Source organism: Psychrobacter immobilis, from assembly GCF_904846065.1.
Classification (GTDB): Bacteria; Pseudomonadota; Gammaproteobacteria; order Pseudomonadales; family Moraxellaceae; genus Psychrobacter; species Psychrobacter immobilis_H.
The window spans coordinates 1-1,114 of the sequence record NZ_CAJGZV010000032.1; the positions used below are offsets into that span (position 1 = coordinate 1).

The window sequence follows — 1,114 nt, forward strand, 5'->3', positions numbered from 1 at the left end:
CAGTCTGCACCAGCATCTGCCGCATCTTGGGTGAGCTTGATGGCTTCAGTCGTATTATTCGCGCCTGTACCCGCTATCACTGGTACACGGCCTTTGACGTGCTGCACAAAGTAGCGAATCACATCGCTATGCTCTTGCATCGACAAAGTCGCTGATTCGCCAGTGGTGCCCACGGCAACGAGGCAATGGGTGCCCTGCTCGATCTGCCAGTCTATGAGGTCGGCCAGACGTTTATAATCGACCGTGCCGTCAGGATGCATGGGCGTTACCAAGGCCACCATAGAGCCTTGTAGTCGGGTTTTAATCTCGTCATATGCTGTGCTCATAACTGTGCCTTACTGTTGTATTGTCCTAGCTTTATTCAAGCTGTCACATGATCCATCGTTTGCAATCGCCAATGTCTATTTTTACATTAATAACCAGATCAATGGTAGCTATTGCATGATGTTCATACTGGGCATTTATATACAGATGATAGTGACATTCTCATTATAGAATCATGTGTATATCTATCCGCATGGACATTATTTTTGTCCATTGCCGATGCTATCTATCAATCATAATAAAAACGCCTACTAGTGTAGCATATTTTGATTTAACCGCTATCAGTCAATTAATGCTCAGTCCAGATATACCCTATCTATTTGCGCGCTATTCCAAGCGCTGTTTAGCGCTAATGTTATGCAACATAGACACAAGGGCGGCTACTTATAGACCTTATTATTTAAGGCTTACTGTTTAGGGCTTATTGAACATTGATAAATAGTTAGTTTAGCGTAATTATGCAAGCGGGATAAATGCTTTTGAATTATTTTAACGAATCGTCAACACATCGATGGTCGGACGATACCAGCGAAAAGGTAACCCTCGGGTGCCCACTCCGCTACTGACAAATATCTGCGCGCTACCATGCTGGTATAGGCCGCGCTGCTTACCCATGCGACTGTTATCCAACAATGACGACTGCTTACCTATACGACGAATGTCTTGCTTTTTTTGCGCCGTTAATATGTTTTTCTGTATTGCTTTGGCCGCACCGGTAATCAATAAAGGTCGGGGTTGCAACGATTTTGGTAAGTCGCTAATACTATCAAATCGTGACGCAAGAATAATG

1 protein-coding gene and 1 pseudogene are annotated in these 1,114 nt (G+C 44.1%); both read right to left on the reverse strand.

The features are described 5' to 3' along the window. Nucleotides 1-326, reverse strand: a 326-nt coding sequence (locus JMW64_RS13925) for a dihydrodipicolinate synthase family protein (RefSeq protein ID WP_201555379.1), incomplete at its 3' end; no start/stop codon positions are given. A 487-nt stretch (nucleotides 327-813) separates the two neighbouring features. Continuing rightward, nucleotides 814-1,114: pseudogene (locus JMW64_RS13930) on the reverse strand (hypothetical protein); the annotation flags it as partial.